The organism is Novipirellula rosea (assembly GCF_039541335.1).
GTDB classification, from domain to species: domain Bacteria; phylum Planctomycetota; class Planctomycetia; order Pirellulales; family Pirellulaceae; genus Novipirellula; species Novipirellula rosea.
Genome location: NZ_BAABGA010000065.1, coordinates 1 through 16,759 on the forward strand (window position 1 = coordinate 1; position 16,759 = coordinate 16,759).

Annotated in this window: 12 protein-coding genes and 1 tRNA gene; 5 read left to right on the top strand and 8 right to left on the bottom strand. The window is 53.8% G+C overall.

Going from position 1 to position 16,759, the window contains the following annotated elements; genetic code table 11:
* Positions 1-180: 180 nt before the first annotated feature.
* From ABD971_RS23970 to ABD971_RS23980, 3 genes are all read right to left on the bottom strand, one after another.
* The gene (locus ABD971_RS23970) at positions 181-1,176 is read right to left on the bottom strand and encodes a hypothetical protein (protein WP_345326258.1); all 996 of its coding nucleotides are present in this window, start codon (positions 1,174-1,176) and stop codon (positions 181-183) included.
* 92 nt (positions 1,177-1,268) lie between these two features.
* Positions 1,269-2,414: a DUF1573 domain-containing protein gene (locus tag ABD971_RS23975; RefSeq protein ID WP_345326260.1), complete on the bottom strand. Its 1,146-nt coding sequence runs from the start codon at positions 2,412-2,414 to the stop codon at positions 1,269-1,271.
* Positions 2,415-3,602: 1,188 nt separating this feature from the next.
* Positions 3,603-3,686 (bottom strand) — tRNA-Leu (locus tag ABD971_RS23980).
* Between the two features lie 296 nt (positions 3,687-3,982).
* Here ABD971_RS23980 and ABD971_RS23985 point away from each other — a divergent pair.
* The gene (locus ABD971_RS23985; protein WP_345326262.1) at positions 3,983-4,735 is read left to right on the top strand and encodes an MBL fold metallo-hydrolase; all 753 of its coding nucleotides are present in this window, start codon (positions 3,983-3,985) and stop codon (positions 4,733-4,735) included.
* Here ABD971_RS23985 and nusB read toward each other — a convergent pair.
* Positions 4,732-5,154, bottom strand: a complete 423-nt coding sequence (gene nusB / locus ABD971_RS23990) for a transcription antitermination factor NusB (protein ID WP_339938748.1) — start codon at positions 5,152-5,154, stop codon at positions 4,732-4,734. The two genes, ABD971_RS23985 and nusB, sit on opposite strands and share 4 nt — an antisense overlap.
* Positions 5,155-5,417: 263 nt before the next feature.
* The gene (locus ABD971_RS23995) at positions 5,418-7,331 is read right to left on the bottom strand and encodes a serine/threonine-protein kinase (protein WP_339938750.1); all 1,914 of its coding nucleotides are present in this window, start codon (positions 7,329-7,331) and stop codon (positions 5,418-5,420) included.
* Between the two features lie 161 nt (positions 7,332-7,492).
* Between ABD971_RS23995 and lnt the strand changes: the two genes are divergently transcribed.
* Together lnt and ABD971_RS24005 are read left to right on the top strand one after the other, a co-directional pair.
* Complete coding sequence (lnt, locus tag ABD971_RS24000; RefSeq protein ID WP_345326265.1) at positions 7,493-9,229, top strand: apolipoprotein N-acyltransferase; 1,737 nt, start codon at positions 7,493-7,495, stop codon at positions 9,227-9,229.
* A 349-nt stretch (positions 9,230-9,578) separates the two neighbouring features.
* Positions 9,579-10,655: a fatty acid desaturase family protein gene (locus ABD971_RS24005; protein WP_345326267.1), complete on the top strand. Its 1,077-nt coding sequence runs from the start codon at positions 9,579-9,581 to the stop codon at positions 10,653-10,655.
* A gap of 249 nt (positions 10,656-10,904) precedes the next feature.
* Here the strand turns inward: ABD971_RS24005 and ABD971_RS24010 are convergent, their stop codons facing one another.
* From ABD971_RS24010 to ABD971_RS24020, 3 genes are all read right to left on the bottom strand, one after another.
* Complete coding sequence (locus tag ABD971_RS24010) at positions 10,905-12,350, bottom strand: anti-sigma factor family protein (RefSeq protein ID WP_345326269.1); 1,446 nt, start codon at positions 12,348-12,350, stop codon at positions 10,905-10,907.
* On the bottom strand, positions 12,347-12,979 hold the full coding sequence (locus tag ABD971_RS24015) for an RNA polymerase sigma factor (RefSeq protein WP_339938907.1): 633 nt from the start codon (positions 12,977-12,979) through the stop codon (positions 12,347-12,349). The genes ABD971_RS24010 and ABD971_RS24015 overlap by 4 nt, the downstream gene beginning before the upstream one ends.
* A 335-nt stretch (positions 12,980-13,314) precedes the next feature.
* Positions 13,315-14,880 (bottom strand): arylsulfatase, encoded by a 1,566-nt coding sequence (locus ABD971_RS24020; protein ID WP_345326271.1) that lies wholly within the window; start codon positions 14,878-14,880, stop codon positions 13,315-13,317.
* 1,063 nt (positions 14,881-15,943) lie between these two features.
* Here ABD971_RS24020 and ABD971_RS24025 point away from each other — a divergent pair.
* A complete protein-coding gene (locus ABD971_RS24025) occupies positions 15,944-16,351 on the top strand; it encodes an HPF/RaiA family ribosome-associated protein (protein WP_339938760.1) in 408 nt (135 codons plus the stop codon).
* Positions 16,348-16,743 carry a GreA/GreB family elongation factor gene (locus tag ABD971_RS24030; protein ID WP_345326274.1) on the top strand — a complete coding sequence of 132 codons (396 nt, stop codon included), beginning with the start codon at positions 16,348-16,350 and terminating at the stop codon, positions 16,741-16,743. Before ABD971_RS24025 ends, ABD971_RS24030 begins: the two co-directional genes overlap by 4 nt.
* Positions 16,744-16,759: the final 16 nt, after the last annotated feature.

Sequence of the window (16,759 nt, forward strand, 5' to 3'; positions counted from 1 at the left end):
TCTCCTGTCAGAGAAGTCTGACATCTTCCGGTCCACTGTCAACTTTTCGTGGGCAATTCCAGATTTACTTAACCCAGTCCGCTGGGCTAGGTGTCTGTCAAACAGAACGGCAGCGCAGCGGCCCAGCAGTTTCTGTGCATTGGTAAACTGCCGGCCCGTTGGCCACAGTTCTCCTTTTACTCACTCGACAGCGGCCGGAACGGTTCCATCTTTCCGTTGATTCGTATTTAACCATTCGGCATGTCGCACCTGCCAGTCCTCGCTGAAACGTTCGCGAATCTTCTCACGCCAGTCATTACCACTTCCCCGTTGCAACTCGGGCATAACCGATTCTTCGGAGGTATCAGCCCATCTCAAATGCCCCTCTGTTTCGTAGTCCAATTTGTAGGCTGGAGTCGAATGGCGAAATCGAAAGTGGCTTGGAATCCACATTGACGTATTGTCCTCCAAATTCCATTCTTCCCAATCGATCACGTGAACACAAACGATCGGTCCGGGGTTTTCAATATCCAAATCGCTGAAATGAATGATCTTGGTGGGACGATTCCCTTGCTTTGGGTCAAAAGTAATTTGAACTCTCCAAAGCTTTCTTGCCCAATCGGATTGAATTTTTCCGTCATCCAGCTTTTCTGCCCCCATGAAATCCAGCTCGTCTAAAAGCAATCTTCCATAGCCAGCTGACTGCGTTTTTCGGCTGCTTCTGTCGCTTCGAGGTGCAACAGGGCGAAAGAATACAAAATCGTGCCTCTGAGGGTATTGTAGAATCTGGCTATCTTCTGGATCCATTGTCACATCCTCAACGACTTCGCCAGCAAGCCTTCCAAACGCTTGTCCTCCCTGTCGCTGCGCACGATGCGTTGGCGTTCTCAGATACTGAACCCAGCGTCTCGGCTCGATGCTGTTAGTATATCCTTTTGCCGAAAATCGAGTGCTAGTTATTCTTCGACGGTCTTCGGCAAACAAATAAACGGTATCGCTTTCAGTCCCATCAATGTAGGAAACTTGCGTCTCCCGTAAGACGACGGCGTACTCATCGGGCAAACTCGTTGGACTCGCGACGAAATCGATGAGCATTTGCACCGCGGAACGCTCTACTGCATTTGTTGCCAGACCTTGAGCCCCTGCCAGACTGACAAGACCAAACCATGTATAAATAAACAGAAACGCACGAACCATAGCATTACACCCGGTGAGGAAGATTTGACGGTTTAACAATCACTATGGTGCGGGGCACGGAGTATTGATGTCAACGTTTTGCAAATCGCAATTTATTCTGCAGGCTGTAGCGACTCTGCATTGCCCTGTTCAATTAACTGTCGATTGCGCTCCCGGCGTTTTTCGCGAATTTGAGCGATTGCCACTTCGCTTTGGGAGTCAAGAAATACATTGCAAGTGCCTACTATCTGGTTACCGCGAAACCAGTTGATCGTTACGTCGTCAATGTTTTCGAGATCACCCTCTAATGCGAAACTTACTTGTTCAAAAATCGAACTCTCACCAAGCGGCTTTCGCTCTATTTCTTGCAAGTCAATGCCCTTCTTCGGCTTGGCAACTCTGCAAATTAATTTATCGCGTCCTGTCCAGCAGCCGACCAGCACATAAAATTTTGCAACTTCACTACTCTGCTTGTCACGACTTGCAAAAACAATGGATGGTTGGACTTTCACTGCGAACGCGTTTTTAACTTGGAGTGTATACTCATAATTTTTTTTAAGGTACTCGATGTTGATAGGCGCAACAAATTCATCTAGCGGCTTATCCTTGTCGGTTTCTTTTCCCAGCCAACATCTGTAAACGTGAGTGCCATCCTTTTTTTGCCGGTCAAACTTTACCGTAAGCCTTGGATTCATAGACCGTACTTGAAATCCTGTATGCGCAAACTCCGACCTGATCGAAAGCTCACTTCCTTTCTCGCGTCCCGGCACCAGCACCATAGTGTTGGGTGTTATCTCGAACGCTGAATGAACGACCGATTCAATCACGCATGTCACACTTGATGCATTCTCGAAAGAGAGGGTGATCCGCTTGGCAAATCGCCCGACTTCCTTTGGCGTGACCCTTAAATAAAGCATCGTCGTTTCACCGCTGTCGATCTCTAGCTTTTTTGAGATCGCAGTCATACATCCGCAGCCAAGGTTGATATTTGACACGGTTAGAGATTGGCCAGAGACGTTCTTGATCGGAATGCCGAGGACCTTTTCCTGCGATGCCTGCAACCGAGGAACCTTCAGCCGATGAAACTCTTCCGTGCCGGCAGTCTCAACCGTTTTGAACTCGACCATATCGCTAGGAGGAACAAAACGTACAGGTTTCGCCTTCCTCGAATCACTAGCGTCGGATTGATCCGCATCCTGAGAATGTGTGATCTCCGAAACCACGACCAACAGCAACAAAAATATGCCAACTCGATACATACCTGCCTCCGAGAGATTGGACTGCGTAGTTTAACTGCGCCTACCCCAATCCGATGTGCCCTTGGTGAAAAAGTTGGCGAATTCAAATAGTGAATTTAAGTACGTGGTTCAAACTCGAATTAAGTTTCAGCCCCTACTGCCCCATCTTGGTAAACCGAGTCGATCATGGCGGCCAAATTCATTTTTGAATCTACGCTGTGGATTTCTCCAGTGAATGTACCGGATACACCCCCACCGTCAAGCTTTTCTCGGAAAACGTTGTTTCTTCTTTGCGAATCTTAGCAAACACTGATTTCCTGACTTTGAGAGAGAAAGTCGAACTCCGAGGTATGTGACAGCTTTGGCCACTCTCTCTTTCGATATCCAAGTTGCGAACATCTAAGCATCTAAGCACCTAAGGGCAGTGGATTGTTTCGATCAAACAACGCCTTTGTGCTTCGCAAATCAAGGCAGCCGAATCAGTTAGTGGCGAGTTGCTGAATTTGTATTGGGTTTCGGGTGAGCAAAGCGTTGAAAAACAAAAGCCTGCCAGTTGGGCGACGGGTTCTTAAAGCAAATGAGCCTCGACTTGTCTGCCGAATTTCCAGAAGTGAGTGGGCGCAACGCAATATGAAATTCATTCGGCAATGGCACACGTACTGGAGTTCGAATCCGATAGTGGAGAAACAGCCTGTTTCCCTATTGCCCGAAATGCCCTCCTGAAGAATTTCGATCGTCACTACCAAGCATCGAAGTAGTCGAAGCTGAACTAAGCGATGTTGATAACGAGTAACGCGTTTGCCAGGGGAGGCGTGACCAAGGATTAATATCCGTGGCTATCACTTGTCATTTCTTCGCAACTTGGGGAATCCACAGAAAGGCTGCCGTGGGTGGCGAACTTCATTGGCAGGGGGCGAATTGTTCCGTCGAAAGAAAATTGACAGAAAATTGGAGACAGAAAAATAGGAGCGACGACAGGAGGTGATAATGACAATGGTGTCTCGATGCATGCCGTCTTCTCCATGTTGCCGCCCAATCGATGCCTTCCCTGGCGGACCGACTCATCCGAATGTTCCTTGGCCCCAAAAATGAGGAGCCGCGGAAAGGCCTTTCTTTCCAGTACCGGCCGTTTTTGGCCAGAGAATTAAATCCAGAGAAACGAAAAAAGGGTTTTCGCCGATTGAGCGAAAACCCTTTGATTTTTCTTAGTGCGGATGAGAGGACTTGAACCTCCACGCCCTTGCGGGCACTAGAACCTGAATCTAGCGCGTCTGCCAATTCCGCCACATCCGCGAATTAGCTCTAGAACAATATCGCCATTTTCTGAGAATCGCAAGTGGAGGCGGGCACGAAAAATCGGAATTCAAGTATCGTCCCGCTGGCGAAATTGGTGGCCGACGCAGGCACGCGTCAGCCGCCTTTAAAAAAGCCGTCGCCGCAGCACGTTGCCCCATCCCCTAAGACATCCCACCGCCTCAGCGTGGACAACTCCACCGGCAACGCTTCTCTCTGATATACTTGAATGCTACAACTTGTCCCCCCCTGATTACCTGATTCCCCATTTTGAATCCGCGCGAGGATTGGCGAGCATGCAACTTCATTGCCTCGGTACGGTAGGCTATCACCCCAACGCCCAACGCCATACCTCGTGCTACTTTCTGCCTGAATCGGGACTGCTGCTGGATGCCGGTACAGGCGTCTTTCGGTTGGCTCCCCTGATCCAGACCGATTCGCTTGATGTGTTGCTCAGCCACGCTCATCTAGATCACACCTGCGGCTTGACCTTCTTGCTGGATGTGCTGTTTGAAAGTCCGGTGAAGACGTGCCGGATTTGGGGCGAGAAGGACAAGCTAGACGCGGTTCGCGAACACCTGTTTAACGACCTGATTTTCCCCGCGTCACTGAACGCCGAGTGGATCGAGATCGATTCGTTGGATGAATTTCGCATCGGAGACACGACGATCACACATCGCACGCAGGATCACCCCGGCGGCAGTGTGGCCTACCGTATCGAGTGGACGAAGCAACAAAAACGGCTTGTCTATGCCACCGACAACACCGGTGACACCAGCCGCGAAATGGCCCAGTGGGGACAAGGTTGTGACCTATTGATGCAAGAGTGCTACTTTCGTGACGCGTCCGCCGAATGGGCGAAGAAGACCGGGCACTGTTGGACCAGCCGGGTCGCGGAAGTCGCCAAGTTGATCCAGCCCAAGCAATTGCTGGTCACGCATATCAATCCGCTGGAAACGTCCGAGGATCCGGTGGATCTGGACGTGATCCGAAACGCGGTCGATTGCCCCGTCGTCCTCGCCGAAGACGAGATGACGATCGAGTTTTAGTTCTTTGCCTGCTTGGCTTCGAGTTCTTTGTAGAGCCGATCGAGCACGCCGTTGACGAATCGTGGACTGTTTTTGTCGCCATAACGTTTTGCCAAAACGATGGCTTCATTGACGGCAACACGTCCAGGGGTATCGCCAAACAAAATCTCGTAGCCCCCCAACCGCAACACGTTGCGATCAGTCACCGCCATGCGAGGCAGCGTCCAGTGGCTGGCCAATTTGCTGAGATGGGCGTCGACGTCATCGCGATGCTCGAGCGTGCCCATCAATAATTTGTAGGCGAACTCGGTTAACGCTTTGCGTCCTTGTAAACGCGAGCGAATGAACTGCTTGGCGGATTCATCAGAGCGGGGATCGTTAACGTCCGCCTCGTAGAGCAGCTGCAATACTATCTCGCGGGCACGGCGGCGAGTGGACATTCGAACCTGACAACAATGAGGGAAATAAAAAGGGAAGCGTGAGTGGGGATTCTATGCGGAAATGGCAGAAGCGCCGATTGGGGCAGTCAAGAAACCTTCGATTTAGCCCCGCCAGCTTTCGCCCCTTGCCATCTACTTTGGGTAGCGGCACGGCGCAAGGCCGTCCGGTTGCGGCGAGTAAAACGTTCGATTTTGACCGGGCGGCTCGCGCCGTTTCGCTATAAAAACCCCTCGCTTGTGCCCAAAGCAGATAGCATTGGACGCTACGGTGCGGGCGATGGGGGCGGTGCGGGCGATGGGGGCGGCAACTTTTCCAGCTGACGCTTGGCTTCGGCGACCGCAGGCTCGGCCCAGCCATGATCGGCATGCAGTTGAATGATCCCGGTCAACGATTCTCGGGCCGTTTGTGGCGGCGCGTTTTCGACCGTCTGGCGAATGCGATCGAGCAACTGGACTGCGCGAGGATCGAGAATCATCGCAGGAGCACGTTCGCGAAGCAGTCTTGCCTCGTGTTTCGCCAGGCGAATCATCTCCGCGAGCGACTCGTCGGTTTGCAGAGTCTGGGTGTCGTAGATCGCCAACCACTGAGTCAACCGCGACGCCGCAGCGACCGGATCCTGCTCGCGGCCCGTCATCGCATCCAAGAACCCTTGCTCTGCGGCCGAGAGCGGCGAAATATCCAATTTGGCCTGCACGCTCAACCGTCTCAGCAACCGCTGCAGATCGATCGCGTGCCGCCAACGATTGACCGTTTCGTAGCGAGGATCGTCGGGAAATCGTTTCAGGAATTGATCCATCTCTAACCGAGCTTCGCCCGCATTTTCTGCCTCGGCGTTTTCCGCGATGACTTGATAAAGTTCATCCGCGGTGGGCTGCTCGGCTGCTTTGAAGAACAAGATGACCCCCGCGATCAGCACCGCCATCATCAGTGAAATCGAGATTGCCTGCTTCCAATGCTCGGCGGGCGATGCCTCGGCAACATGCCCCGCCGCGTGTTCCTGTTCGTTGTCCACTGATTGAAAATGAGTGGGACGACTGACCGGTTCTGCCGCCGTTGGATCGGCATCCTCGATGTCGGTTGGCGGGTCCGAAACGACGGTATTCTGAGAGGCGACGGTAGCCGAAAACTGCGGGTTCGCGTGCTCGGAGACTAATGGGTTGCCGAGATCGGCCGTCCGAATCTCTTCGCTCGGCGGACGATCACCAGCGAGCTGATTGAGGCTCAATCCAGTCGTGTCGTGGCCCCCCGCATCCGTTTTTTCGGTCGATTCCCCGATCGGCTTGGCGGCTGCTTGATCTCGTTCCGGAACCGCATGGGCGGTCGGCATCGAATGGTCTGGCAACGTTTGTTGACGAAGCAGTCCCGCACGCATCGCTTTTAACCGGTTCATCACCGAAAGGGCGGTCGGCGGACGATCGGCCGGATCTTTTTCCAGCAGTTGATGAACGAGCTCGCAAAGCGCTTCGGGCAATTCCGAATCAATCAACTCCAGCGGTACGGGACGATCACGCCGCAGCGCTTCAATCACCTCGGTGGTCCGTTTGCCGGGAAAGGGAGGCCGTCCGATCAACATCGCATACAACACACTGCCCAACGCATACAGATCGGTGCGAACCGAAACCCCACTGCTGTCGGCTTGCTCGGGAGCCATATAGTCGGCGGTCCCTAAAATCGATCCTGCCAACGTCTGTTCGCCAAACCCAAACAGCTTGGCGATCCCAAAGTCGACCAATTTGACATTGCCCGAGGTCGACAGAATCAAGTTCGCTGGCTTCAAATCACGGTGAATCACGCCAAAATCGTGGGCATGCTTTAACGCACCACAGATTTCGATAGCGATGTCGATGGCCGGCTGCCAATGAATCCGTTTCTGACGCCGAATCCGCTGCTGCAGCGATTCTCCCTCGACCAATTCCATCGAATAAAACAGTTGCCCGTTTTCTTCGCCGTAACCGATCAGCCGCACGATGCCGGGGTGGCGAAGTCGCTTCAGCGTTTCCACTTCGGAATCAAACCGTCGCCGAAAACGAGGCTCGTCAGCGACATGCGTTGCGATCAGCTTGACGGCCACTTTTTCGCCGGTGTGCTCGTGAACGCCGACATAGACGGCCCCCATTCCGCCCCGCCCCAACGTCTCTCCGATTCGATAGGGACCAAGGAATTCAGGAGATTTCATTGCGGATGATTTAGCACGAGATTGGAAAAAAGATCGGAGCAACACTGCGACCGCGGCATGATTGTAACGGAATCCGCACGCGATCCCATCATGACACACGGCGCCGCGGGTTGGCAAAAGTGCAATTTAATTGCACCCGCCGAAACACTAAGATCCCTGCCATGAACGCAATTCCCCCCACGATCGCAAACAGCAATCTCGCTAGCAAATCGAGCCGAAATCGCATCCTGTTGGCGGCAGCGGGCGTTTCCATGCTCTGGCTGGCCCAGCCCCCCCTCGGCCTTTGGCCAATCGTGGGAGTGTGTCTGGTCCCGATATTATGGATCGTTGTCGATCAATCCGCGTTTACACGGCGTGACTATGTCGTGATTTGGTTGGCTTCGTCACTGTATTGGTTGGTCTCCCTACAAGGCATCCGGCACGCTCATCCGGCAATGTATGTGTGTCTGCTCGCTCTGGCTGGCTACTTGGGCATCTACCTGCCGCTCTTTGTGATGCTGTGCCGCCGCTGCGTGCGGTGGAATGTTCCGCTGCTGGTTTCGGCTCCCGCGATGTGGGTCGGACTCGAGTGCGTACGAAATTACATGCTCACCGGCATCTCGGCCCTGATGCTCGGTCACACACTTGCCGATGTTCCGGTGATGATCCAAATCGCCGACCTGTTTGGCACCTACGGTGTCAGCTTCGTCATCGTCTCGGCGAACGTCGCCCTATTCAGTTTAGTTTTCCGCATTGTTTCGCGACAACGCATCACTTCCGAGTCACCCAAAATCGAAACCGCTGGCAGAACGATCGCAGCATGCGTCGTTGCAGCGATGTGCATCGGCGCCAGCTTTCTTTACGGCCAATTCCGGCTCAGCGAACCCGTCACCGAACCGTTGGCCACCTTCGCGCTTGTGCAGCGTGATGAACAAGTCGAATACCAACAAGACTTTGAACGCGAACTAAGTATTTTTCAAAACTACACCGCCCAAAGTGTTGATGCACTCGAGAACAGCAGCGATGCCGTTGATGTCGTCGTGTGGCCCGAATCGATGTTTACCGGCGGGTTGCCATGGATGATTGCCGATGCCGATGCGGTCGTGCCCGAACAATACGAGGGGCCGCCCGATTCGTTTATTGCGATGGTGGGACAGAACCAGAACTATTTCCGGAGTCGCGCCGATGAAGTGATCCGCACACTTGCGCAGTCTACCCCCGAGCAACAACAACCTCATCTGGTGGTTGGTTGCGGCGTCGTGCGTTACGGGAAACTGCCGCAAGTCTACAGCGGGATGGTTCACGTTTCGCCTGCAGCAAAGGTAAGTGGATGGTACGGCAAAAATCACTTGGTCATGTTTGGCGAATACGTTCCACTCTTGCCGAGTATCCCGGGACTGCGTTCGTTGGTCCCCGCCGGCTTGGGTGTCACGCCAGGCGAAGGGCCTACGGTGTTTGAAGTCGACGACACCGCCATCGTGCCCAGCGTCTGTATCGAGACCGCAGTCGAGCGGCTGATGGTCAATCATCTAAGCCGTCTACGCAAAAACGACACACGTGCCGATGTAATTGTCACGGTGACCAACGATGGATGGTTTGATGACTCGAGCATCCTGGCGCATCATCGACGCTGTGCGCAATTGGTGGCCGTCGGGACGCGGCGACCGGTTTTATCGTCAGCCAACAATGGTCCAACCGCATCAATCGACAGCTGCGGTCGCTTGGCCGAGTCATTGCCGTCGGGGACGAACGGCGCGATCATCGCGACGCCGCGTCGTGATGATCGAACGAGCCTGTATGTTCGCATCGGCGACCTTCCCGCAAAACTGCTGGGCTTGGCATGCCTGGTCGTTTTGACCTCGATCGTGGTACAGGCCAATGCAAACCGCAGAGCACGACGCCGCTCCGAGTCGTCCTAGCGGTAAAGCCGCAAACAAAGTTGATAGCATTGGGCATGGCCCGCTTTGCTCCGCTACAACACCACCCGAGGACCACCGATTCCACCCACCCTGGGGGCATCGTTTTTGAAATTCCGATGAATGTGACGCCTCTTTGGATCTGGATTTCCCCAATAATTGCCGCAAATTTAGGATTGGAAGCACATGGGATGCGGGTTGTGGTTGTCGATCTTGGGCAGTTTTGTTCACATACTACCCCGCGACCATGCTGCTAGCACGATCGCCCCTTGTATGCATCACGCATCTGGAACGTTTTGGCCCAATGAATTGGCGGAAAACGTTTTCAACTATGCTTTAGGAAATAGACCCATTGAGTGCCAATTGCATTGAATCCGATACGGAAATCGAATCGTGGCAACCGCCTGTTAACGAAGAAAACGAGACACGATCCTCCGCACAACAGCGCGGCTTGGATCGTGAACTACTGATTGCCAGTCGTGAATTTGCCGTCGAGCATCGCGGCAAGAGTTGGTGGCATCTATGCAGCACTCTCGCTGCGGTCCTGTTTTTTGCCACAGTCGCTGGGATGACCGAGCCGCTCTGGTTACGAACACTGGCCAGCGTGTTGACGGGGCTGACACTGGTTCGCATGTTCATCCTGTACCATGACTATCAACACAACACGATTTTAACCCGTTCGAAATTAGCCAAGCTGATTCTCAGCGTGTACGGCAACTTGATGCTGACGCCGCCAAGTGCGTGGAAGCATTCGCACGACCACCACCATCACCACAATTCCAAATTGTTCGGAACCGACCTCGGTTCGTTTCCGATCATGACCACGGAAAACTATCGCAAAGCATCGAAGATCGAGCGATTGGGTTATCGCGTCGCTCGCAATCCCTTGGTCATCCTGATGGGCTACTTTCCAGTGTTCCTGTACGGCATGTGCATCTACACAGCCCGTCGTGACCCGCGACGTCACTGGGACGCATTCACCTCGATGCTGCTGCATTTTGGATTTATCGCAGCCTGTTGTTGGTTTAGCGGATGGGTAACGACGACGTTTGTGTTTTTGTTACCGACGTGGATCGCCACCTGCCTGGGAACGTATCTGTTTTACATCCAACACAACTTTCCCGATGCAAAGATTCGTGACGGCGACGAGTGGAGTTACACAAATGCGGCGCTGCAATCATCGAGCTATCTCGAGATGGGACCTGTCATGCACTGGATGACAGGCAACATTGGCTACCATCACGTGCATCACTTGAACGCAAAAATCCCGTTCTATCGGTTACCCGAAGCGATGCAGGCGTTGCCTCCGCTGCAAGATCCTAAGAAAACGTCCCTGAAAATTCGCGACATCATCCGCTGTCTGCAACTCAAGTTTTGGGACGAGGACCGAGATCGTTTGATCACGTATGCCGAGCTCGACGCGGCGTAACGCTACGCGATAGAAAGACCAAACGGCGATTGTTGCAACGGGATCGTTTTCATCCAGTGCCATCGTGCTCAGGCACTACGGGGTGATTTTTCTAGCGGTGCGGCGCAAGCCGCCCGGTAAATTTCGAACGTTTTACTCGCTCCAACTGCACAGCTCGGGCCATGCCGCTACCAAGGTCGCACCGCTACTAAGATCGATGGCAATGGGCCCCGCGCCGCTCAGCAAAGCCGGAAACGGCAGACCTGCGTTTTAAGGACCGCGGCGGTAAGACGGTGTCAACCGATCGATCGCCTGCTTGGCGGGCAACAAATCAATGAGCTCGCGGTCATGTGGATCCAATTGTTGGTAACGATCAACCAACGTCGTCTCATTTTCGTTTCGCGACCAAGCCTTGCGTTTGACCGTTTCTTCGGCCCAGTAACGCAGCGTGACTGCTTCCATCATCGGATTGCGGGGATCACCCGCGATCGAATCGAGCACGTCGCGGTCGGCATCCGAGAGGATAATCTCGATCATCGCCAATTCGTCGATCGTCAAGGGTGCGGGGCGATCGCTGAGTGAATTACCTGAGGATCCTCGGTCGTTAGGTCCTCGGTCGCTAGGGCCACGCGGAAATCCAAATCGGCCCCCACGGCCATCGGGTCGTCCCACGTCCCCGAACACCATCGCGCCGACCGCCATTAACTCGGCTCGCTCGCTGTCGACAAACTGCTTCAATCGCGAGATGAACTTGGTCGCCCCAGGATCCTCGTTTTGCAATCGCATTTTCAAAATCTGATGAAGCGCAAAGGCAATTCGTTCGATCGTGTCGTCCGACAAATTCAAACTCGACCGTTTCGACATGGCCAATTGCGTCTGATCGATCGCTTGTTTGATTGCCTCGCGACGCTGATCCAAATCGTCCGCTTCGATCTTGTCTCGCAGTTCACTCGAGAGCGTTTCGCGCCACGCCGAATAGATCTGCATCGTTTGCAGTAACACATCCGCATTGGGCTCAGCCTGAACGCGTTCCGCGGTCTGACGAATCTGCTGTTGGTCTTGTTCATCCAGCCGCGTAAAACGTTTCCAGTTCGAATCTAAATGCGAACGCTGGACCAACGATAACGTTTCGATCAAATCTTCGCGTTCAGAGAGATCGACATTCGACACGATCGGCTCGGGCGGTGACAAATCACCAATATCTTTCATAGCCGTGACCATATTGGTCCACGATTCATTGAGCGCCAAATCACGCATCAGTTGCAAATCGCGGCCGTAATAATAGGCATCGATATTTTCCGCGATCGCAAGATCTTCGAGTTGCGACTGGTAATGAAAACTCCGGACGCCATAGATAGTCGCCGCCGCAGCCAAGATCCCCAACACACACAATCCCGCAGTGATCAGCGGCCAGCGGAATCGATTGACGAACACCCGCGAAGCCGAACTTTCGGCTGTGGGTTTGACGATATCGGATACGACCAATTCGAGTGTTGATTCGACGAGTTTTTCACAGGGCGTCAGCGCCGGAAAATCGTCTAAATAGTCCCACCCTTGCTGCAATGATTGCAGTCGTCGTCGCAGCTCGGCATCGTCCAACAAACGACTCTCGAGTTGCGTGCGTGAATCATGATCCAGCTCGCCATCGACATAGGCCACGAGCAGCTCGTCGTCTGGGTCCAGCGGCGCGTCGTCGGTTAACAGTTTCAAACTCATGGTCCCACCTCCTTGGGGATGAGTCCCGAGTCGATGTAAGGTTGCAGCATTTCTTTTAAGTTGACTCGCGCCCGACTCAGCAGCGACTTGACTGCCTTGGGCGTGAGATCCATCGTTTCGGCGATCTCGGCATAGCTCATGCTCTCGAATCGCGATAGCATCAACGCCATCCGCTGCCGTTCACTGAGTGATTCGACCGCCTGACGCACAATCTGGGCACGTTCACTGCCTTCGCTAACACGCGTCGGCATCAGCCCGCTGGCATCCAGTGCGGTGGACGCCAACAATTGAGCGTTGCTAGGTGCATCTTGGCTTCGCGGTGCATCGACTTCGCTCACTTCGCGACGACGCGACATGGTGCGTGCCGAGTTGCGTGCCACATTGCCCGCGATCGTAAACAGCCAAGTCGAAAATTTTGCTCCCGGTTCATAGCGTTTGCGTGCACGATAGACACGCAAAAAAACTTCTTGCGTTAAGTCTTCTGCCAATTCATGGCTCGGTCCGAGTGTGTGCATCAATCGCACCAATCTTGCCTCATACCGACGCACCAATTCCTCAAACGCTCCCGCATCATCGTCGCGGACGCGCAGCATCAAGCGAACGTCCGGATCGGACTGCTGATAACGCATCGCGGTGGAATCGCTTACAGCCAAACCAGCCTGTTGGGATAAAAAGGAACGAGAACGAGTCTTCTTTGTGTTAGTTTAGTGTCTCAGCGACCATTGGGGATACCATCTCCGATCACCTCAAGAATTAACCCAAGAATTGCCCTGAAGGTTCCGGCGAAAATCGGAATATCGCGGGATCGATGGTTTTCATCGCCGCGAATTTCCAAAATGCTCACGCTGCGCCCCCCACGCTCGCGATTGCGTTTGACGGAAAATCGCGGCCTGCTTGCCGTGGATCGCTAGATGACGTTTTCCTAACGTGACTTGCCTAACGTGACTTGCCTAACGTGAACTGCCTAACGTGACTTGGTTTCCCACCACGATTCCCAAGTGTTGGCCAGCTGCTCGACCAACTCGGGTTTCTGTGCCGCCAAATCAACCATTTCGGTGGGGTCGGACTGCAGATTGTAGAGTTCCCAATTTCCCTTGACGTGTCGTATGCATTTCCAATCGCGATCGCGAATGGCTTGATACTTCCCAAATTGCCAAAACAATGGCCAAGGCCGCTCGCTCGCTTCCCCACGCAGCGTGGGAACAAGCGAATGCCCCGCTAACTCACTAGGGGCGTCCACGTTCGCCAAGTCCAACAGGGTGGGCGTGAAATCGACGAGATGGCCAACATGATCGGTAACCGATCCCGCTTGAATCTTGCCGGGCCAATACGCGATCATGGGCGTCCGCGTGCCCCCCTCGTAATCGGTTGTTTTGTATTTACGGTACGGCGTGTTCGAGGCGTTGGCCCACACCCGGCCTTGCGTCAAGTAACTCGTGACCTCCCAAGGCATTGCTCCGTCGACAGTCGATCGGTCGGCTGAATCTTCGCTGGCGCCGTTGTCGGATAAGAAAAAGACCACGGTGTTCTCTGCTTCGCCGAGTTCTTCAATCTTGCCGAGCACACGGCCAATGTTGCGATCCAATCGGTCGATCATCGCGGCGTAGGTGGCCATTCGCAAATCCCAGTGATCTCGCTGTTCGGCAGGAATTGAATCCCAAGCCGGCAGTTCCTCATCGCGAGGTGACAACGTCGCATTGGCGGGCAACACCCCGAGCGACTGCTGTTTGGCAAAACGTTGCACTCTCAGCTGGTCCCACCCGATCGCTTTGTATTTGCCTCGATACTTCGCCACATCCTCTTCGCTGGCGTGCATTGGATAGTGCGGTGCCGTATAAGCGAGGTACAACAGAAAGGGCTTGGATTCGTCCTTGTATTGATCGAGATATCCAATCGCATGATCGGTGAAGGCATCAGTGGTATAGAAATCCTTTGACTCCGGCGTAAACGGCAAGAACTTCTGATCATCAATCGCCCAGCGACGCACTCTCTTTTTTGCTGGCTCAGGCTCTCCATCCCTCGCATGTCCGGGATTCCAAAAATTGCAACAGCCATCGGTCAGCCCGTAATAGCGATCAAACCCACGCTCGAACGGAGTTTGCCCGGCATGCCATTTCCCAGTCATCAACGTTCGATAGCCCGCGTCTCGCATCCGCTCGCCAAACGTCGCCGCAGAGTAGTGAACCGACGGTGATGCCCCCACGTGATGCCACCAACGCCCGGTCAAAATCGAAGCCCGCGTGTGCTCGCATTTGGCGTTGTTATAGAAGGTGCGAAAACGCAAACCACCGTTGGCAAGTCGATCGAGATGCGGCGTTTCAATCTCACCGCCATAACATCCGATGTCCGAAAACCCCATGTCATCGGCCATGATCAAAACAATATTGGGACGCTCTGGATCGGCGGCACTCAGCGTTGCAGGAACAGCCGAAACGAGCGAAGCAAACATCGCCATCCAAATAACGCACCGCATTGCAAGGGCCGATTCTTCGCGCCCCTCGGTCGACGGATTCACGGTGGAGAAAAGCATGTTGAATTCCTATTGATTACAAGTGCTGGAGAGAGGGCGAGTGAGATCGATGACCGGTATCGTCGGGACAACACGGCTTCGTCTGCGTGACATGTTGCGAAGGGAACCTCGTGAGCGACAATTTTAGTTCAAAATGGCTTGAGGGAGGGGGGGCAGCGAACGAAACGGCCTACGTCCTATACACGGCCTGCGTGTCAATCGCGGATCGAGCGCGCGAACATGCCCAAAACCTGATTTCCAGAGCCTAATTTACAGAGCCTGATTTTCAGCCGTGGCGACTGTTAATCCGGCGCCGCCCGCTTTGCTTGCGCGCTCACCTCGCTCGCCATACGGCTTGGCGAAATCTAAAAACCGGAGGCCGATCCCGTAAATTTTTTGCCGAGAATCCTGTGGTTTCGGCGTCAAAATCGGCTCCGCGACGCGAGGCCGATGCATGCGTTGGCACACACTTTGCCACTCACACACAGCTGGCACGCTTGCGACCGCCACTGCGTTCTGCAATCCAGCGGTCTCGCAACCATTTTTCAGCAAAAACCCCGACAAAACGCGATTCGCTTACACAACGATGTTCCCGACAACGATGTTCCCGACGCTGCTCCTAAAACAACGATTATAACGATTGTGATTTCCGGCAGCCTCCGCAGGGGCGAATCGACAGAGAGAGTGTGTGGATGTGAACCAATCAAAGAAAATCAACGACACCTCACCCGATAAAAAATCGCTCAGTCGAAATGCAAATTTTGCTGGGCAAGTTCCCTTCCAGACGGGTGTCGCAGCGAGGCAGGCAAGAGAAACCGTCCCCACCCCAGCCGACTTCAACACGAGCGTAATCGATCGGAGTAAAATATCAGTATCCATGGATCGCAGCAGCCGAGTTGATCAGCGGCTGCGAACCTTTCGAGTCACGCTGTCTATTTTGGTCAGCGGTTGCATCACATTAGGAGCCGTCGTGTGGTGGCGATTGCTTAACTAATTCCTCTTTTATCATCCCAGATCGAGGATGTTTTTCCACCGCTTCGTTCGAAGATCGTTTCACTGTTTCCACAATGAAGGAACTCGCCAGATGAAGTTAGTAATCAGCAGTAACCGAGTCGCAGTAGGCAACAAGCTTCGCAATTACATTGAATCGCGTCTGCAGCAATCATTCCAGCGGCTTGACCGGTGGGTACAAAAAGTCTCGGTTTGCCTTGATGACATCAACGGTCCCCGTGGCGGCGTCTGCAAACAATGTCGACTTGTCGTCACCTTAAACGGCGCGGAAACCGTGGTGGTCACAGAAACAGGATCAAGCGTCGGAGCATCGGTATCCAAGGCGATCCGCCGTGCTGGTTTTGCCATGACGAAGCGAGTGAAATCACGACAAGACCGCCGGGTCAAAAAGATCTCGCATCGACATCTTCCCGGAATCGAGCTGGCGACATCGCCAGAACTTTCCGAGCTGGATGACGCTCAATGGGAAAAGTCGCCATGAAATCCCTCGCCACAAAGTACACGGTGACCACTCGCGATCACGCACAGATTACGGGACTGCTGAAGGATCCCCAAGTCTGCGACCATGCCTTGCCCGAGGTACTGCGTTCACTACGCGAACGCTTGCAACGTGCTGAGTGTGTCGAAGCGTCCCAGGGTTCCGGCGAACTTATTTCGATGAATTCGCCGTTTTATCTACAAGACCAAACGACCGGCGAGGTGATCAAGCATTGGTTGTGTTCCCCCGATGCCGCTGGCTACTCTGCGAACGACTTGTCCATTTTATCCCCCCTGGGCGCGAACGTTCTGGGATGCCGCGTGGGGGATGAAATCGTCGTGGACGATGCAAACGGCCGACGACGTCGCTTCACCGTGTTACGAATATTGGCGTAACCCCTCTGCAAATGAT